Annotated in this window: 11 protein-coding genes; 7 read left to right on the top strand and 4 right to left on the bottom strand. The window is 75.0% G+C overall.

The window, feature by feature from the left end; translation table 11 throughout:
• Positions 1-8 precede the first annotated feature (8 nt).
• Positions 9-1,031: a helix-turn-helix domain-containing protein gene (locus ABT345_RS29690; protein WP_345080254.1), complete on the bottom strand. Its 1,023-nt coding sequence runs from the start codon at positions 1,029-1,031 to the stop codon at positions 9-11.
• Between the two features lie 71 nt (positions 1,032-1,102).
• Between ABT345_RS29690 and ABT345_RS29695 the strand changes: the two genes are divergently transcribed.
• On the top strand, positions 1,103-1,516 hold the full coding sequence (locus tag ABT345_RS29695; protein ID WP_345080251.1) for a cupin domain-containing protein: 414 nt from the start codon (positions 1,103-1,105) through the stop codon (positions 1,514-1,516).
• Positions 1,517-1,669: 153 nt separating this feature from the next.
• Here ABT345_RS29695 and ABT345_RS29700 read toward each other — a convergent pair whose 3' ends face one another.
• Complete coding sequence (locus ABT345_RS29700) at positions 1,670-2,650, bottom strand: LLM class flavin-dependent oxidoreductase (RefSeq protein WP_345080248.1); 981 nt, start codon at positions 2,648-2,650, stop codon at positions 1,670-1,672.
• A 232-nt stretch (positions 2,651-2,882) separates the two neighbouring features.
• Complete coding sequence (locus ABT345_RS29705; protein ID WP_345080245.1) at positions 2,883-4,352, bottom strand: purine-cytosine permease family protein; 1,470 nt, start codon at positions 4,350-4,352, stop codon at positions 2,883-2,885.
• 379 nt (positions 4,353-4,731) lie between these two features.
• Here ABT345_RS29705 and ftsY point away from each other — a divergent pair, with 379 nt between their 5' ends.
• The gene (gene ftsY / locus ABT345_RS29710; protein WP_345080242.1) at positions 4,732-5,967 is read left to right on the top strand and encodes a signal recognition particle-docking protein FtsY; all 1,236 of its coding nucleotides are present in this window, start codon (positions 4,732-4,734) and stop codon (positions 5,965-5,967) included.
• Positions 5,968-6,056: 89 nt separating this feature from the next.
• Here ftsY and ABT345_RS29715 read toward each other — a convergent pair whose 3' ends face one another.
• Positions 6,057-6,734, bottom strand: coding sequence for a bifunctional DNA primase/polymerase (locus tag ABT345_RS29715; RefSeq protein ID WP_345080239.1), 678 nt, complete (start codon positions 6,732-6,734; stop codon positions 6,057-6,059).
• Between the two features lie 497 nt (positions 6,735-7,231).
• On the opposite strand from ABT345_RS29715, the gene nsdA reads away from it, so the two are divergent.
• From nsdA to ffh, 5 genes are all read left to right on the top strand, one after another.
• Positions 7,232-8,701: a transcriptional repressor NsdA gene (gene nsdA, locus ABT345_RS29720; protein WP_345080236.1), complete on the top strand. Its 1,470-nt coding sequence runs from the start codon at positions 7,232-7,234 to the stop codon at positions 8,699-8,701.
• 263 nt (positions 8,702-8,964) lie between these two features.
• Positions 8,965-10,371 (top strand): ammonium transporter, encoded by a 1,407-nt coding sequence (locus ABT345_RS29725; RefSeq protein ID WP_345080233.1) that lies wholly within the window; start codon positions 8,965-8,967, stop codon positions 10,369-10,371.
• Positions 10,368-10,706, top strand: a complete 339-nt coding sequence (locus tag ABT345_RS29730) for a P-II family nitrogen regulator (RefSeq protein WP_345080230.1) — start codon at positions 10,368-10,370, stop codon at positions 10,704-10,706. Before ABT345_RS29725 ends, ABT345_RS29730 begins: the two co-directional genes overlap by 4 nt.
• Before the next feature lie 376 nt (positions 10,707-11,082).
• Positions 11,083-13,770, top strand: coding sequence for a [protein-PII] uridylyltransferase (locus ABT345_RS29735; protein ID WP_345080227.1), 2,688 nt, complete (start codon positions 11,083-11,085; stop codon positions 13,768-13,770).
• A 105-nt stretch (positions 13,771-13,875) separates the two neighbouring features.
• On the top strand, positions 13,876-15,432 hold the full coding sequence (ffh, locus tag ABT345_RS29740) for a signal recognition particle protein (RefSeq protein WP_345080224.1): 1,557 nt from the start codon (positions 13,876-13,878) through the stop codon (positions 15,430-15,432).
• The last annotated feature ends 276 nt before the right edge of the window (positions 15,433-15,708 follow it).

A 15,708-nucleotide genomic window follows, 5' to 3' on the forward strand; every position in this document is an offset into this window, starting at 1 on the left:
CCGTCCGGTCAGGTGCCGGGGCTTTGGGGCGGCGCCGGGAGACGGTGGCGGAAGGTGCTGCGGTAGGCGGCGGGCGTGGTGCCCAGCGCGTGGTGGAACCGCCGCCGCAGATTGGCCGCGGACGACAGGCCGACGCGGACGGCCACCGCCTCGACCGGCAGATCGGTCTCCTCCAGCAGCGTCCGCGCCGCGGAGATCCGCTGGGCCAGCAGCCACTGCCCAGGGCTGACGCCCACCTGATCGGTGAAGCGGCGCGCCAGCGTCCGCGGCGAGACCCGCAGCTGCGCCGCCATCTCCGCCACCGACACCCGCGTCCCCAGCCGTCCGGAGACCCAGTCGAGCAGCGGCGCCAGCGACGGCTCCGCCCGGTGGGGCGGCGCGTCCTCGGTGAACTGCGGCTGGCCGCCCTCGCGGTGCGGCGGCACCCCCATGTCCCGGCCGACGCGCGCCGCGTACCCGGCGCCGTGGTCGGCGCGGACCAGATGCAGCAGGAGGTCGATCCCGGCCGCCGCCCCGGCGCTCGTCGCCACGTCGCCGTGGTCGATGTAGAGCACCGTGGCGTCCATCCGCACACGCGGGAAGCGGGCCGCGAAGTGCGCCGCGCGCCGCCAGTGGGTCGTCGCCCGCCGCCCGTCGAGCAGCCCCGCGGCGGCCAGCGCGTACGCGCCCGAGCAGAGCCCCACCATGCGGGCGCCGCGGGCGTGGGCGCCGCGCAGCGCCCCGCGTATCTCCTCGGGCAGCGGCGCCTCGGGCACCCAGCCGGGGACGACGACGGTGTCGGCCCCGGCCAGCGCGGACAGCCCCGCCGCGGCGTGCAGCGGGTACCCGGCCGTCGTCGCCACGGGGCCGGGCCGCAGCGCGCAGATCCGGAAGTCGTAGTACGGGGGGAAGCCGGGCCGCCGGGTGCCGAAGACCTCCGCGGCACAGCCCAGTTCGAACGTCGGCTGCGGGGCGTGCACCAGCGCCACGACCTGATGGCGCCGTCCGTCCCCACCCGGTGGCGGGGCGGTACGGGACGACGATTCGATCATGGCAGGAAAGTACCCGGTGGGGTCGCTTCTGGTACTGGGAACGGCCCGCACCGGACCGACAAGCTGTCCCCATGAACGTGAACACGCAGGTCAACGATGGACAGCACACGGCGCCCGAGGGCATAGCCGCCGGAGCGGTGGCGGGGGCGCACCCCGGGGGCGTGGGCGGCACACCCGGCTACCTTTTCCGCACGGTGGCCGACGCCGACGTCAAGGAAGTCACCTCCGGCATCACCGCCCGGCCGCTGTGGGAGGGGGAGAACGGCGCGAAGGCGATGGTCGTGGAGTTCGCCCCCGGCAGCTGCTGGGACGGGATCGACGTCCACGAGCCCGGCCCGGAGGAGGTCTACGTGGTCTCCGGAACCTTCCACGACGGCGACCGCGCCCACCCCGCGGGGACCTTCCTCCACGCCCCCGCCGGCTCCTGGCACGTACCGCAGTCCGCGGAGGGCTGCACGCTGTTCGTCTTCTACCCGGAGGGCTGATGAGGCGGGGCACGGGCGGTGCGGGGCGCATGGGACGGCCCGCACCGCCCGTGCCCCGTGCCGCATGGGGCCGGTCCGCCCGCCCCGTGCGCTGCCGCATGGGGCCGGATCGCCGACCCCGCCCCGTGCGGCACCCGGCCCCGTACGCCCCTCTCACCCCAGCGCCGGCAGGACCTCGTCCGTGAAGAGGCGGAGGGAGCGCCAGCCCTCGTCGACCGGCATGCCGCCGCACAGCGGGTGAAGGATCAACGAGCCCGGCGCGTCCGGCCCCTGGGCCAGTTGCCGGCACTCCTGCGGGGTGACGATGCGGTACACGCCCTCCGCGCGCAGCTCCGCCACGTCGCGGGCGGCCGAGCGCACCGCCGAGCGGGCGCCCGCGGGCTGCCAGGACGCGTAGGTCCGGGCCTCGTACAGCAGATGCGGCCCGTAGCGCTCCCAGGCCCGCGCCGGGTCCTCGGAGAGGTGCAGCAGACAGGTGCGGGCGTCCGGTTGCTGCACCCGGCACTCGGTGCCGTACGCGGCGCACCGTTCACGGTGGTACGCCAGCAGCTCCGGCAGACGGGCGGAGGGGAAGAACGGCAGCTCCAGCCGGGCGGCGCGCCGGGCCGCGGCGCGCGATGCGCCGCCCACCAGCAACGGCGGATGCGGCCGGGTGTACGGGCGCGGCGTCACGTGCACGGTGCGGCCCCGGTACCGGAACGGCTCGCCGCGCCATGCGGTGAGCAGCGTCTGCAGCACCTCGTCCTGGAGGGCGCCGCGCCCCGCCCAGTCCTTGCCGAACGCGGCGTACTCCCGGGGCCGGTAGCCGAGCCCGGCGACGGTGATCAGCCGGCCGCCGCCGAGCAGGTCGAGCACGGCGAGGTCCTCGGCCAGCCGGAGCGGGTCGTGCAACGGCGTGAGCAGCGCGGAGAGCGTGACCGCGATCCGCCGGGTGGCGCCGAGCAGCGCCCCGGCGAAGGCCAGCGGGGCGGGCATCCAGCCGTCGCCGGTGGCGTGGTGCTCCTCGGTCTGCACGCAGGTCACGCCCCGCGCGTCGGCGTACGCGGCCATCTCCAGCGCCGCGCGGTAGCGGGCGGCAGCGGCCGAGGGGTCGGGATCGACGAGGTTCAGGCGCAGAACGGTGACGGGCGGCATGACGGCGTCCCCTTCGCCGGGTGGCGGGCGAAGGGGACGGTAGCTGACGGGGTGTCAGAATTCCAGGGATGTCCGGCACGGGGCCGCACGGGGCCGCGGCGTGGCGCCGCAGAGGGGCGGGGCCCGGCATGGTGCCGGGCGCGGGGCGGCGGGGGTGCCGCGATGGGACGGGCATGGGGTGCGGGGCCGACCGCCCGGCCCCGCACCCCATGCCCCACGCACCGCGCCTCGGTCAGCTCTTCCTGAGCGGCGCCCGGCCGTCGGCGGCCGGCTCCTCCGCCGGGGCGTTCTCCTTCGGGCGGGGCAGCACCGCGAAGAGGACGGCGGCGAGGAGGATCGTGGCCGCCCAGCCCAGGCCGTTGCGGCCGATCCAGGTGGTGGCCAGCGGGCCGGTGAACCACTGCACCTTCGTGAAGCACAGCCCCGCCGCCAGCGCCACGGCCCAGGCGGTCATGGCCTGCCAGCAGAAGCCGCCCACGTACCAGTAGCGGCTGGTGCGCCCGATGGTCATCAGGCCGTCGGCGTCGTAGCGGACCGCCAGCGTGCGGCGCCGCGCCATGTCCACCGCGTAGACGCCGATCCAGGCGGAGAACGAGACCGCCAGCAGCGTCAGGAAGGTGATGAACTGCCCGATGAAGTCCTTCGCCACCAGCATCATGAACAGCCCGCCCACCAGGCTGATGACGGCGTTGATGCTCACCGCCAGGGCGCGCGGCAGCTTGACGCCCATGGTCTGCGCGGTGAAGCCGGCGGAGTACATCGACAGGCTGTTGATCAGCACCATCCCGACCAGCGCGGTGATCAGGTACGGCACCGCCAGCCAGGTCGGCAGGATGGTGCCGAGGAACGACATCGGGTCGGTGTTCTGCCCGGCCAGCTTCGGGTTGGACACCGCCATCACGCCGCCCATCAGCACCATCGGCACCAGCACCAGCGCGGCGCCGGAGACCGTGGCGCCGACGATCCGGCGGCCTGATGCGGAGTGCGGGAGGTAGCGCGCGAAGTCCGGACCGGTGGGCACCCAGCTGATGCCGCCCGCGGCGATGGTGCCGATGCCGGCGATCACCATCGCGGTGGTGCCCGCCTTCTTCGCGAAGATCGCCTGCCAGTCCATGGTGGCGATCAGATACACCAGCACCATCACGGTGAACGCGCCGAAGAGGTAGGTGGAGTACCGGTTGCAGAGATTGAGCGCCTTGCGCCCCATGCCGCTCACCAGATACGTACAGGCGACGAACGCGAGCAGCGTGATGACGATCAGCAGGTTGTTGGCGCGGACGCCGAACAGCAGCCGCAGCACCGTCAGCACCGCGTACGCGCCGGTGACGGCGTTGATCGTCTCCCAGCCGAAGCGGGCCACCCACAGGATCGCGCCCGGGAAGTAGTTGCCGCGGACGCCGAACGCCGCCCGGGAGAGCATTGCGCCCGGCGCGCCGCCCCACTTCCCGGACACCGACAGCACCCCGACCATGCCGAACGCCACCGTCGCGGCGATGGCGGCGACCAGCAGCACCTGCCAGAAGTTCAGTCCGTTGTTGACCACCAGCGCGGCGCCCATGGTCAGCAGGAGCACGCTGATGTTGGCGGCGACCCAGGTGGGGAAGAGTTCGCGGACGCGTCCGTGGCGTTCGCCGTCGGGTACGGGCTCGATGCCCCGGGTCTCGACGGCGCCCTCGGCGTCGGGGGTGGACGTGGTGCCCATGGTGCAGGTGTCTCCGTGCGCGGTTCTGGAGCGTCTCCCGGACAGCCGGGAGACACGAGGCAGCGGCTGTGGTGCCCGGCCAGGTTCGGTCGCCAGGACTCTACGCGCGTTGCGCAGCCGTCCACCATCGTACTTTGATCCAAGTTCGTGCCGAACGTCCTGTTGGACCCCTCCATGAAACCGCAGCTCCACGTCGTCCGAGGGAGTCTCCAACCCGTTCCCGCCACCCTGCTGACCAGCGATTTCCGGCCAGCCTCCCCATGTCGGACGCGCGCCCCGCGCACCGGGGGGCGAGGCGGGGGCGCGAGGGGCGCACGGCGGTCACCGGATCGGCGCGTGCGGCCCCCGCGGACGGCAGGTGGCTGATACTGGGAGGGTTATGGAAATCGTCATCCTTGCTGTAGTCATCGCCGTGGTCGTGCTCGGCGCGATCAGCGGGCTCGTCGTCAGCGGCCGCAAGAAGAAGCAGCTGCCGCCGTCCCCGCCGGCCGCCCCCGTCACGCCCTCCGTCACCGCGCCGCCCGCAGAACCGCAGGTCGGTGAGGAAGCCGAGGCCCCGCGCGACGAACCCCGTCGCACCATCGAAGACACCCCGCTGCCCGTCGCCGAGGCCCCCGAGGCGGAGGCGCCGGCCGCCGAGCCGGAGGCCCCGCCCGCCCCGGAGATCGAGGTCCCGGAGCCGACCGCCGGCCGCCTGGTGCGGCTGCGCGCCCGGCTCTCCCGGTCGCAGAACTCCCTCGGCAAGGGCCTGCTGACCCTCCTGTCCCGTGAACACCTCGACGAGGACACCTGGGAGGAGATCGAGGAGACCCTCCTCACCGCCGACGTCGGCGTCGCCCCCACCCAGGAACTCGTCGAGCGGCTGCGGGAGCGGGTCAAGGTCCTCGGCACCCGCACCCCCGAAGAGCTGCGCACCCTGCTGCGTGAGGAGCTGCTCGCCCTCATCGGCACCGACACCGACCGCTCCGTGCACACCGCCAACGGCATCGGCAACGGCGGCGACGAGATCCCCGGCGTCGTCATGGTCGTCGGCGTCAACGGCACCGGTAAGACCACCACCACCGGCAAGCTCGCCCGTGTGCTGGTCGCCGACGGCAAGTCCGTCGTCCTCGGCGCCGCCGACACCTTCCGCGCCGCCGCCGCCGACCAGCTCCAGACCTGGGGCGAACGGGTCGGCGCCCGCACCGTGCGCGGCCCCGAGGGCGGCGACCCCGCCTCCATCGCCTTCGACGCCGTCAAGGAGGGCATCGCCGAATCCGCCGACGTCGTCCTCATCGACACCGCCGGCCGGCTGCACACCAAGACCGGCCTCATGGACGAGCTGGGCAAGGTCAAGCGGGTCGTCGAGAAGCACGGCCCGGTCGGCGAGGTGCTGCTCGTCCTCGACGCCACCACCGGCCAGAACGGCCTGGTCCAGGCGCGGGTCTTCGCCGAGGTCGTGGACATCACCGGCGTGGTGCTCACCAAGCTCGACGGCACCGCCAAGGGCGGCATCATCGTCGCCGTCCAGCGGGAGCTGGGCGTCCCGGTCAAGCTCGTCGGCCTCGGTGAGGGCGCCGACGACCTCGCGCCGTTCGAGCCCGAGGCGTTCGTCGACGCGCTGATCGGCGACTGACCACCCGCCACCGGCGACAGACGGCCCCCGGCGCCCGCTCCCGTACGGAGCGCGGCACCGGGGGCCGTCGCGTCGGAGGGCGCCGGGCGCTATCCGGCAGCCGCCCGGCGGCCCGAGCGGTGGCAGACGTACGCGAGCATCCCCAGCAGCAGCCGGGCCTGCGGCGGGTGGGCCGCCGTCTCCAGGGACGGCGGACGGAGCCAGCGCACGGGGCCGTCCGCGCCGAGGTCCGACGGGGGAGCGGTGAGGTGATCGCCCCGCCCCAGGGGGCGCAGGTCGAGCGCCGCGTCGTCCCAGCCCGTCCGGTAGAGCAGCCCCGGCAGCCCGGCGGCCGCCCCCGGCGCGACGAAGAACTGCGCGCGCCCCGTGGGTGTGAGCGCCACCGGCCCGAGCGGCACCCCCATCCGCTCCAGCCGCGCCAGCCCGCACCGGCCCGCCGCCTCCGGCACGTCGAGCACGTCGAACGACCGGCCCACCGGCAGCAGCACCGCCGCCCCCGGCGTCCGCGACCAGGCGGCCGTGACCGTCTCCAGCGAGGCGCCCGCCGTGATCTCCGCGCCGAAGGACAGCGGATGCGCGCCGGGCGCCGGGCACGCGGACACCCCGCACGAACACTCCACGCGCCCGCCGCCGGTCCGCGCCGCCCGGGCGCCGGGCACGACGTCCCAGCCCCACAACCCCGTGTATTCGGCCACCGTCGTGCTCTCGGGCGCGCGCACGCGGCGCCTGGCACCGATGTCCCGGATGCCGCCGATCGTGAAACCCATGCCCCCTCCAACGGGTGGTGTGTCGCTGTGGTTACGAGCCGCTCCGGGGCCCGGAGCGGCCGCGGCGCCCCACCGCACGGGGCGCCGGAGCGCCGCCGTGACGCTCCGTCGACGGGGCGCCAACGCCCCGCGGCACGCCCTCGGAGCGGGGGCGCGCCACGGGGCGTGTGCCGTGGTGCGCGCGCCGTTACGCGCATCGCTCCGTCGGGTCGCGCCCGACCTGTGTCAAGTCAATCGCGCGGAGCGGACCGGCAGTTCATTCGAAGGGGTGGCGAATGGTGGCGTTTCTGTGAGCGGCCTCGCGAGGGCGTGATCGTACGATTACTTTCGGTGCGCGAAGCCGGCGGTGCCGTCCGGGGCGGCCCCGGCGGTGGCCGGACCGGCCGGGGCGGTGGCCGGAATACGCGACCTGCCGGGGCCGGGCGGGCAGGATGCCTCAACAAGCCGGATCCTGCACGGGATTCGCGTCGGGCGACACACGGTTGGGGGCGTTACCAGTGGGCGGCAACGGCAGCGGAACTGCCGAGAAGCGTCCCAACACGCAGTTGGGATCGTGGTTCGTGCGCAGCGGCTGGTCCAAGGGCGAGCTGGCCCGGCAGGTCAACCGCAGAGCCCGTCAGATGGGCGCGCACCACATCAGCACCGACACCTCCCGCGTCCGCCGCTGGCTCGACGGCGAACAGCCGCGCGAGCCCATCCCGCGCATCCTGTCCGAACTCTTCTCCGAACGCTTCGGCTGCGTCGTCGGCGTCGAGGAGCTGGGGCTGCGCGCCGCGCACCGCGCCCCGTCCGTCTCCGGCGTCGACCTGCCCTGGGCCGGCCCCCAGACCACCGCCCTCCTCGGCGAGTTCTCCCGCAGCGACCTGATGCTGGCGCGCCGCGGCTTCCTCGGCACCTCCCTCTCCCTCGCCGCCGGACCCTCCCTCATCGAGCCGATGCAGCGCTGGCTGGTACCGGTCCCTCCGACGCCGGGCGCCGCCCCGGAGCCCGAGCCCCTCCGCGACCGCACCCGCCGCGCCCGCCTCTCCGGCCCCGAACTCGACCTGCTGGAGGCGACCACCGCCATGTTCCGGCAGTGGGACGCCCAGTGCGGCGGGGGGCTGCGCCGCAAGGCCGTCGTCGGCCAGCTCCACGAGGTCACCGACCTCCTCCAGGAGCCGCAGCCCGCCCCCGTCGCCACCCGGCTCTTCAAGGTCGCCGCCGAACTCTCCCAGCTGGCGGGCTGGATGAGCTACGACATCGGCCTCCAGCCCACCGCCCAGAAGTACTTCGTCCTCGCGCTGCACGCCGCCAAGGAGGCCGGCGACCGCCCCCTGGGCGCGTACATCCTCTCCAGCATGAGCCGCCAGATGATCCACCTCGGCCGCCCCGACGACGCGCTGGAGCTGATCCACCTCGCCCAGTACGGCAGCCGCGAGACGGCCACCGCCCGCACCCAGGCCATGCTGTACGCGGTGGAGGCCCGCGCGTACGCCGGCATGGGGCGCCCCAGCAAGGTCAAGCGCGCCGTCCGCATGGCGGAGGAGACGTTCGAGGACGCCCTGCCCGGTGAGCCCGAGCCCGACTGGATCCGCTTCTTCTCCGAGGCCGAGCTGAACGCCGAGAACGCCCACTCCTACCGCGACCTCGCCTACGTCGCCGGGCGCAGCCCCACCTACGCCGCCCTCGCCGCGCCGATCATGGAGCGCGCCGTCGAACTCTCCGCCAAGGACGGCGAGCACCAGCGCTCGTACGCCCTCAACCTCGTCGGCAGGGCCACCGTCCATCTGCTGCAGCACGAGCCGGAGCAGTGCGCCGTGCGGGCCGGGCAGGCCATACCGTTCGCCCAGCAGGTCCGCTCCGAGCGGGTCAACACCCGGCTGCGGAAGACCGTCGACACCGCCGTCCGCGACTTCGGCACCGTCGCGGAGGTGATCCACCTCGGCGAGGAGCTGGCCCGCCGCCTCCCCGAGGCCGAGGCCGTCTGACGACGCCGGGGCCGCACGACACCGGCCGCGGACGCCACCCCGTACCACCCGACCCGGCTTCCCCACGCCAGGTCTGCGGGCGGCGCCGCGGCCGGTCCGCGTCCCGGCCCGTTCACCGCCGCGTAACACCGGCGACGCCTTCGTCACGGCGGCGAAACACCCGTGGGCCGTGGCCGAAACCGGGCTCCGCCAGCCTCGTCGGGAACGACGGCCCACCCCCTCCACGCCATCCGCACGGGCCGCATCGACGACGGGAGACGCCGATGCCACCGGGCATCTTGACCCTCGCAGACGGGCTCGCGGCCCCGGCCGCCCTGAGCCCGGCCGACACCGGCTTCATGCTCCTCTGCTCCGCCCTCGTCATGGTGATGACGCCGGGCCTGGCCTTCTTCTACGGCGGCATGGTGCGCGTCAAAAGCGTCCTCAACATGCTGATGATGAGCTTCGTCGGCCTCGGCATCGTCACCGTCCTGTGGGTCCTGTACGGCTTCGGGCTCGCCTTCGGCACCGACCGCGGCGGCATCGTCGGCTGGCGCGGCGACTTCGCCGGACTCGGCGGCATCGGCCTGACCGAACTGTGGGGCACCAGCGGCATCCCGGTATACGTCTTCGCCGTCTTCCAGCTGATGTTCGCCGTGCTGACACCGGCGCTGATCAGCGGCGCCCTCGCCGACCGCGTCAAGTTCACCGCCTGGGCCCTCTTCACCGCCCTGTGGGTCACCGTCGTCTACTTCCCCGTGGCGCACTGGGTGTGGGGCGAGGGCGGCTGGCTCTTCCGGCTCGGCGTCATCGACTTCGCCGGCGGCACCGCCGTCCACATCAACGCGGGCGCCGCCGCCCTCGGCGTCCTCCTCGTCGTCGGACGGCGCATCGGTTTCCGCAAGGACCCGATGCGCCCGCACAACCTGCCCCTGGTGATGCTCGGCGCCGGACTCCTGTGGTTCGGCTGGTTCGGCTTCAACTCCGGCTCCTGGCTGGGCAACGGCGACGGCGTCGGCGCCGTCGCCTTCGTCAACACCCAGGTCGCCACCGCCGCCGCGATGCTCGGCTGGCTCGCGTACGAGAAGCTGCGCCACGGGGCGTTCACCACGCTGGGCGCCGCCTCCGGCGCGGTCGCCGGACTCGTCGCCATCACCCCGGCGTGCGGCGCCGTCAGCCCGCTCGGCGCCCTCGCCGTCGGCGCCGTCGCGGGCGTCCTGTGCGCCCTGGCCGTCGGCCTCAAGTACAAGTTCGGCTACGACGACTCCCTCGACGTCATCGGCGTCCACCTCGTCGGCGGCATCGCCGGCTCCCTCCTCGTCGGCCTCTTCGCCACCGGCGGCGTGCAGTCCACCGCCCGCGGCCTCTTCTACGGCGGCGGCCTCGGCCAACTCGGCAAGCAGGCCCTCGGCGTGGCCGCCGTCCTCCTCTACTCCTTCGTCGTCAGCTACGTCCTCGCCAAGGGCATCGACCGGCTGATGGGCTTCCGGGTCGCCGAGGACGAGGAGATCGCCGGCGTCGACCGGACCGCTCACGCCGAGACCGCCTACGACTTCACCGGCGCGGGCGGCGGCGCCGTCCACCGCGTACCGGCCGCGGCCCTCGGCGCCCCGGGCGGCCCCGGCGACCGGGAACGGGGCCACGGCACGGAACGGGGCCACGGCACGGACACGGAGAAGGTGGACGCATGAAGCTCATCACGGCAGTCGTCAAGCCGCACCGCCTCGACGAGGTGAAGGAGGCGCTGCAGGCGTTCGGCGTGCACGGCCTGACCGTCACCGAGGCCAGCGGCTACGGCCGGCAGCGCGGCCACACCGAGGTCTACCGCGGCGCCGAGTACACCGTCGACCTCGTCCCGAAGATCCGCATCGAGGTCCTCGCCGAGGACGCGGACGCCGCCGCCCTCACCGACGCCCTGGTGACCGCCGCCCGCACCGGCAAGATCGGCGACGGCAAGGTGTGGAGCGTGCCCGTGGACGAGGTGGTACGGGTACGGACGGGGGAGCGGGGGGCCGATGCGCTCTGAAGACCGGCCGGCGGGGCGGGGGATGGGGGATGCTCCGGCTTTGGGGGATGGGGATGGGGATGGGGATGGGGAGGGGGCGGGGTCCGGGACCGGTGCTGTTGCGGCCGCGTGCGCCGGCCCGTGTGCCTCGGGTTCGCCCTCGACAGCGGTTCCGCGGCCCGCTTCGGATCCCGGCTCCGCCTCGGGCTCGCGTGCCGCTTCGCCTGCCTCGGGTTCGCCCCCGGCTGTGGCCGCGTGCGCCGATTCGGGGCCCGGTTCCGATTCAGGGGTGGGCCCGGCTTCGGCCCTGCCCGTCTCGGGCCCGCTCCCGGATGCGGCCTCATGCCACGGCGCGGACCCCGGCTCCGCTGCGGCCCCGTGCGCCGCCCCGTACGCCGTGGGCGCTCGCCCGACCGCGGCCCCACGCACCGCCTCGGATCCCGATTCCGCCCCGGGCCCGCACCCCACTCCATCCCCGTTCCCCGGCCCGTCCCGCGACGGCGGCGACGCGTCCCCGGACGCCCCGGACCCGGCTCCGGGCGGCGGATACCCCGCCGCCCGGCTGCGCCTCCTCCGCGACGCCGGCGTCTGCGGGGCCGAGCGCCGGGCCGCCCTCGCCCGGCTCACCGACGGCTGGCTCGGCGGGCTGTTCGCCGCCGCGGTGGCCGGCACCGGGGTGAGCGGGGCGGCGCTCGTCGCGGTCGGCGGCTACGGGCGGGGCGAACTCTCGCCGCGCAGCGACCTCGACCTCCTGCTGCTCCACGACGGCCGGGCCGCCGCGCCCGACCTCGCCGCACTCGCCGACCGGCTCTGGTACCCGGTGTGGGACCACGGCCTCGCCCTCGACCACTCCGTCCGCACCCCGGCCCGGGCCCGCGCCGCCGCCCGCGCCGACCTCAAGGTGCAGCTCGGCCTCCTCGACGCCCGCCACCTCGCCGGCGACCGCGACCTCACCGACGCGCTGCGCACCACCGCCGCCGCCGACTGGCGCGCCGCCGCCCCCGCCCGCCTCCCGGAACTCCACGCCCTGGGACGCGCCCGCGCCGAGCGCCACGGCGACCTCCGGTACCTCCTCGAACCCGATCTCAAGGAGGCCCGCGGCGGGCTGCGCGACGCCACCGCCCTGCGCGCCGTCGCCGCCTCCTGGATCGCCGACGCCCCACGCGACGGCCTCGAAGCCGCCCGCGGCCGCCTCCTCGACATCCGCGACGCCCTCCACCTCGTCACCGGCCGCGCCACCGACCGCCTCACCCTCCAGGAACAGGACCAGGTCGCCGCCGCCCTCGGCCTGCCGGACGCGGACGCCCTGCTCCGCCGCGTCCACGAGGCCGCCCGCACCCTCGCGTACGCCGCCGACACCACCTGGCGCGAGACCGGCCGGACCCTGCGCGCCCGCTCCGTACGACCGGTGCTGCGCGGTCTGCTCGCCGGGGGCCGTACCGCCGGAGGGGGCGAGCGCGCCCCGCTCGCCGACGGCGTCGTCGTCCACGACGGCGAGGCCGCCCTCGCCCGCACCGCCCGCCCCGAACGCGATCCCGTCCTCGGCCTGCGCGCCGCGGCCGCCGCCGCCCGGGCCGGACTGCCGCTCTCCCGGCACGCCGCCCGCCGCTGCGCCGCCGCGTCCGGCGCCCACCCGCTGCCCGTCCCGTGGCCGGCCGCGGCCCGCGAGGCGTTCGTCACGCTCCTCGACGCGGGCGCCGCCACCGTCCCCGTCTGGGAGACGCTGGAGGCCGAGGGGTTGCTCACCCGGCTGCTGCCGGAGTGGGAACGGGTCCGCTGCCTGCCGCAGCGCAACGCCGTCCACACCTGGACCGTCGACCGCCACCTCGTCGAGACCGCGGTCCGCGCCGCCGCCCTCACCCGCCGCGTCGACCGGCCCGACCTGCTGCTCGTCGCGGCCCTCCTGCACGACCTCGGCAAGGGCCTGCCCGGCGACCACGCGGCGGCCGGTGTGCCGCCCGCCCGCGCCGTCGCCGCCCGCCTCGGCTTCGGCGCCGACGACACCGCCGTCCTAGCCGGCCTCGTCCGCCACCACCTGCTGCTCGTCGAGACCGCCACCCGCCGCGACCTCGACGACCCCGAGACCGTGACCGCCGTCGCCGAGGCCGTCGGCAGCGTCCGCACCCTCGGGCTGCTGCACGCCCTCACCGAGGCCGACGCCCGCGCCACGGGGCCCGCCGCCTGGAGCGCCTGGCGCGCCGCGCTCGTCGACGGCCTCGTCGCCCGCGTCGCCGAGCGGCTCGCCGGCGCACCCGCACCGGACGGCCCCGCCACCCGCGCCCCCACCGCGGAGGAGGAACGCCTCGCCGCCGCGGCCGCCCGCACCGGCGACCCGGCCCTCACCCTCCACGCCGAGGACGGGGCGCACGGCGCGCAGAGCCCCGTGCACGGCCCCACGCACAGCGCTGCCCGCGGCCCCGTGCACGGCCCCACGCATGACCTCGCGCACGGCCCCACGGGAGCGGGCGCCGCGCGCGGCGCCCCCGAACCGGTCGGCGCCGTGCTCCTCCTCGCCGTCCCCGCCGACCGCTGCCCCGACCCCGCCTCCGCGGCGCCCGCCACCGGCGTCCTCGCCGCCGCGGCCGGGGTCCTCGCCCTGCACCGGATCACCGTCCGCGCCGCCGACCTGCGCACCCTCCACCCCGACGGCACCCGTCCGATCGCCCTGCTGACCTGGCGGATCGCCGCCCACTACGGCGCCCTGCCCCCGGCGGCCCGGCTCCGCGCCGACCTGATCCGCGCCCTCGACGGCACCCTCGACCTCCCCGCCCGCCTCGCCGCCCGCGAACGCGACGGCGCCGCCCGGCCCGCCGCCCCGCCCGCCCCGCCGCCCACCGTCACCGTCGCCCCGGGCACCTCCCGCACCGCCACCGTCGTCGACGTCCGCGCCCGCGACGCCCACGGCCTGCTGCACCGCATCTGCCGCGCCCTCGAAACCGCCGGCGCCACCGTCCGCGCCGCCCGCGCCGCCACCCTCGGCACCAGCGCCGTCGACGCCTTCTACCTCACCGACGAAGCGGGCGCCCCGCTCACCGCGGAACACGCCCGCGCCGCCGCCCGCGCCGTGCGCCGCGCCCTGGACTGACGCGCCCGGCACCGGACCCGGCGGCCCGGAGTGGCCCGGTTGCCGGGCCGGATACCCTAGGAGTCGACTGCCTTACGCCCCCGACCCCGAGGAACGACGACCGCCGTGTTCGATACGCTTTCCGACCGCCTGGCGAGTACCTTCAAAAACCTCCGGGGCAAGGGCCGCCTCTCCGAGGCCGACATCGACGCCACGGCGCGCGAGATCCGTATCGCCCTTCTCGAGGCTGACGTCGCACTGCCCGTCGTCCGCGCCTTCATCAAGCAGGTCAAGGAGCGCGCCGCCGGCTCCGAGGTCTCCCAGGCGCTGAACCCGGCCCAGCAGGTCATCAAGATCGTCAACGAGGAGCTGATCGGCATCCTCGGCGGCGAGACCCGCCGCCTGCGCTTCGCCAAGACCGCGCCGACCGTCATCATGCTCGCCGGCCTCCAGGGCGCCGGTAAGACCACCCTCGCCGGCAAGCTCGGCCGCTGGCTCAAGACCCAGGGCCACACCCCGCTGCTCGTCGCCTGCGACCTCCAGCGCCCCAACGCCGTCAACCAGCTCTCCGTCGTCGCCGAGCGCGCCGAGGTGGCGGTCTACGCCCCCGAGCCCGGCAACGGCGTCGGCGACCCGGTCAAGGTCGCCCAGGACTCGATCGAGTTCGCCCGCGCCAAGCAGCACGACGTCGTCATCGTCGACACCGCCGGCCGCCTGGGCATCGACCAGGAGCTGATGCAGCAGGCCGCGGACATCCGCGACGCCGTCAAGCCCGACGAGGTCCTCTTCGTCGTCGACGCGATGATCGGTCAGGACGCGGTCAACACCGCCGAGGCGTTCCGCGACGGCGTCGGCTTCGACGGCGTCGTCCTCTCCAAGCTCGACGGCGACGCCCGCGGTGGTGCCGCGCTCTCCATCGCGCACGTCACCGGCAAGCAGATCATGTTCGCCTCCAACGGCGAGAAGCTGGACGACTTCGACGCGTTCCACCCGGACCGCATGGCGTCCCGCATCCTCGGCATGGGCGACATGCTCAGCCTGATCGAGAAGGCCGAGCAGACCTTCAGCCAGGCCGAGGCCGAGAAGATGGCGGCCAAGCTCCAGAAGGGCCCCAAGGAGTTCACGCTCGACGACTTCCTGGCCCAGATGGAGCAGGTCCGCAAGATGGGCTCGCTCTCCAAGCTGCTCGGCATGCTGCCCGGCATGGGGCAGATGAAGGAGCAGATCAACAACCTCGACGAGCGCGAGGTCGACCGCACCGCCGCGATCATCAAGTCGATGACCCCGGCCGAGCGCCAGGAACCGACGATCATCAACGGCTCGCGCCGCGCCCGTATCGCCCGGGGTTCCGGCGTCGAGGTCAGCGCGGTCAAGAACCTCATCGAGCGGTTCTTCGAGGCGCGCAAGATGATGTCGAAGATGGCTCAGGGCGGCGGCATCCCCGGGATGCCGGGCATGCCCGGGATGCCCGGCGCGGGCGGCGGCGCCAAGAAGAAGAAGCAGGCCAAGCAGGCCAAGGGCAAGCGCAAGAGCGGTAACCCGATGAAGCGCAAGGCCGAGGAGGCGGCGGCCGCGGCCCGCCGCGAGGCCGCCCAGAACGGCAACCCCCTCGGCCTGCCCCCCGGCGGCGCCGACGCCCAGAACTTCGAACTCCCCGAGGAGTTCAAGAAGTTCATGGGCTGACCCCAGGTCCACCCGCCCGGGCCCCCGCCGTACGCACACGGCGGGGGCCCGCGCACTCCCGGCCCCGTACGGCGTCCTCCGCCCCGCGCGGTGCGAGGGCGTACGCCGTACGGATTACGCGGGGGTACGCACCGGCTTGCGGGCCCCTGTGTGCCTTGGGCGCGGAACGGGTTACCCGCCCCGGGCGCCACCCATGACACGAAACTGACTGGTACGTGCAAATTATTTGGGATGGCCCGGAATCGGAACACCGGGCGACCCCGGCTCGTTGTCATT

It is taken from the genome of Streptomyces sp. NPDC000404, assembly GCF_040300365.1.
Taxonomy (GTDB): Bacteria; Actinomycetota; Actinomycetes; order Streptomycetales; family Streptomycetaceae; genus Streptomyces; species Streptomyces ramulosus.